Annotated in this window: 2 protein-coding genes; both read right to left on the bottom strand. The window is 30.1% G+C overall.

Features of this window, described 5'->3' with window-relative positions; all coding sequences use genetic code 11:
* Positions 1–201 precede the first annotated feature (201 nt).
* Positions 202–2,247, bottom strand: a complete 2,046-nt coding sequence (locus ACMWKA_RS25555) for a UvrD-helicase domain-containing protein (protein WP_414760694.1) — start codon at positions 2,245–2,247, stop codon at positions 202–204.
* On the bottom strand, positions 2,237–3,213 hold a 977-nt coding region (locus tag ACMWKA_RS25550), incomplete at its 5' end, for an ATP-dependent endonuclease (protein ID WP_414760693.1). The genes ACMWKA_RS25555 and ACMWKA_RS25550, both read right to left, overlap by 11 nt.

Here is a 3,213-nt window from a genome sequence, read left to right as displayed (position 1 = left end):
ATTTAACACTGAACAAAAGATTTCCTATGTGATTTAAATATGCATGCTTAACGAAGAATTGATAAAAGCCATCTTTAATATTTATTATCTCTAGCAATTCACCTTCAAATTAAAAAATTAAACAACATTACAAAATCGACCCTGTTAAAATCTCTTTAAGCCGTCCATGGCTTCTAATTTAACACTTAAAGTGACTATTAATTAAGCATTATGTCGGAACAAATATTCTACTTTCGATTTATCTATTTTTTTGTCAGTGAATAGATATATTTTAAGATTTTTAATCGCTCTGGAACTTGACACATACAACAACCTTCTTGCAGATTCTAAAAGAGGTTCTAAATGTGAATTCATGTCAGAATTTAAAAGGTTTGAGAAATATCCTTCTTTTCTATTGAAAGAATCTGAAAGAAATATTATAACATTATCAAATTCAAGTCCCTTCGAAGCGTGGCATGTTAAGTATGAAACCAATTCCCCTGTATAGTCTTGATAAATAAAGTCTAACCATAAAAAGAATTGTTCAATATCGATCTCAAATAACTCATCTAATAATGACGGTAGCTTTAAAGTATCTTTGAGCCTACATCTCTCAATAATTTCCATTTTCAAGTGTTCTACATCATGCGTAACAATTTCAAAATTATAACCAAGAATTATTTTAACTTCTGAGCTTTGTGTTTCATATAAATTTGACATTTGACATACTAAGTCAGTTAAGTTTTTAATTTTTAACGACTCTATGACTTTTAGAGTATTTAATATACCCGACAAAGTATGACATTGGATTTCTTTTTGATTAAAAAAATCTGACACTGAAAACTCCGCTTTTCTCTTTAAGAGATAGAGGGGCATTAACAAATCATGGAGGAGAGCTGGCAAAGGACCTGCATACCTTGTTTCTTTAAATAAAAACTCTGCCCCAATCATTTCAAATCCTTTTACATGTTCTGCTTGATAAATATTTAGCATTTTAGTAAAAAGGATTTCAAAACCAAAAAGCTGAGACAGCATTTCATTTTTGAGTACTAGACATGCAAGCTTAGAAGTGTCACTTATGCCCCATTCGTTTTTGTGCTCAATAATTACAGATGACAAATAATCGTTTGTGTAATTTTCTTCTTTCTCGATAATTAGTGATGGAGAGGAGTGGTCATTATATATTTTTATAGGTTGTTGATTAATATATTGACCTCCTCCCCTAATTTTATTAATGCATGAAACTATATTTTGATGAGACCTGCGATTAATATTCTTAACAAGTATTTTTAGACTTTCTGATTCTTTATGTACACTTTCCTTATAAATAGTCTGCATAGGATCACCAAAGAAACCTAAGCATAGTTTCTTATTCTCTTTTCTTGAGATTTCGTATGCACCTAAAAATAAATTTATAATACCTTCATCTGTATCTTGATACTCATCAATGAAAACAAGTGGATGAGAGTCGATGATACATTTTGAAAGTAATGTGTATTTTGAAAGCAACCGTGACGCATAAACTAGCAATGTGTTATGCCCAATAATATTTTTATATAAAACCTCGATATTTTTTGTATTGAAATATTTTATTGTACTGTACTGGGTATCTTTTTCTTCTATCTTACATATACACCGTTTAAACTCTTGAGATCTCACTAACTTTTTAAAAACAGTCGATAATTCTTGATAATTTCCTTTTAGATAATTGTAAACATCTTCTTCAGTGATTGATTCTAAATATACCCAGAATTTTGAGGCTGATTTCAGAGACTCATAAAACTTACTTTTATCCTCAAGAATGCAATCTATAATTGCATTCAATTTAGACTCTTCCAAACACCTTACCTTTAATACAGTTTTATTGCTCGATTCAAATTTGAAAATGTCGTTATGAATTCTTGCAATTTCTTCACTTAAATATATAACATGTTCATCAAGCAATAAATCCATATGATATTTAACAACATCCCAAATATATGAATGAATCGTAGATGTTATCACTAAATCATTATCGCCCAACCTATGTTTTATTTCATCTGCAGCATTATTGGTAAATGTAATACATAGTACTTTTTGACCATTTAGTATTAACTGCGAGTAATTATCCTTTATAAATCTATTTACACCAGAAATAAGAGCATGCGTTTTTCCTGAACCTGCGCCTGATATGAAATAGAAAGATTCAGCATCATTTATAAGTTTAAAAAGTTCGGCCTCGACTTTTTTTTCGATTTCTGCTTGTTGTTTATCAAGTTCAAAGTTCATACGCTACGCCTTCTCTTTTTAATTTTAACGTTAGCCACTCAAATCCCTTTAAAATATAATCAGGTAGTTCAGGTTTATTTTGATTTATTGTAACCAAAGAAAAAATAAGGCTATTAGAAAAACTACTTTTTTTGCGGGTTAGTAGCTTCTGTAGATCCCTTGAATTATGAGCTATATTACAAGCATCATTTGCATCACCAAGTATATTTAAAACTTCTTTTTTTATAACTTTTTTAAGAATATCCAAGAGCAATTCATTATCGTAATTTTTTAAAATTAATGCTTCTTCAAAACTGGTAGCATAATAAATGACTTCGGGATTTTCTCTTGGTATGGCAACACCATCCTTCTGAAATACAACCATTAAATTATCTTTAACATAAAAATCATTGATTGCTGAAATCTTTTTATTTTTGAAAAAATGACGCAAAGTTGCGTTTGTAGTTATTAAATCATCGGTTAGCACCGAGATTTGACCAATTATCGCATCTACTTCCTCATCCATATCCTCGAGTTCTTCATCTTCCTCATCCATTTGTTCAACCTTCTCAGCGCGTTCTTCTACTAACGCCGCAACATCTACAGTCACAGTAATTTCAGCTGCCTTGTTATCATTTTTCTTAGCCTCCTTTTTAAAATCTATATCAGTAATAATCAAAGATGGTATTTGTAATTTGTTAATTAGCTTTTCGTATACTTTCGCATGTGCTCCATCAATTCTAAAAACAGAAATATGCATTCTATTTAGAACTGGGTCATCCTCAATATATGAATTCAATACCCTCTCCTCGGTAATGCCCTCGACAAATATTATTGCATCAGAGAAGAACAAATCTGGTGTTTGATGTTTTATATGTTTTTTAATGAAATCGAATTGCAATGATTTTTTTTGCGTATTTGCTATATCATTATCCTTTAATAATACACTCGCAGCATTCCCATTTTTTAAGTAAATATAATTAATAT

Source organism: Enterobacter sp. 03-F-07-AD-ECC (genome assembly GCF_047530935.1).
GTDB lineage: Bacteria > Pseudomonadota > Gammaproteobacteria > Enterobacterales > Enterobacteriaceae > Enterobacter > Enterobacter cloacae.
The sequence above is the reverse complement of the archived record's forward strand: the minus strand, read 5'-3'. Positions and strand labels throughout refer to the sequence as shown.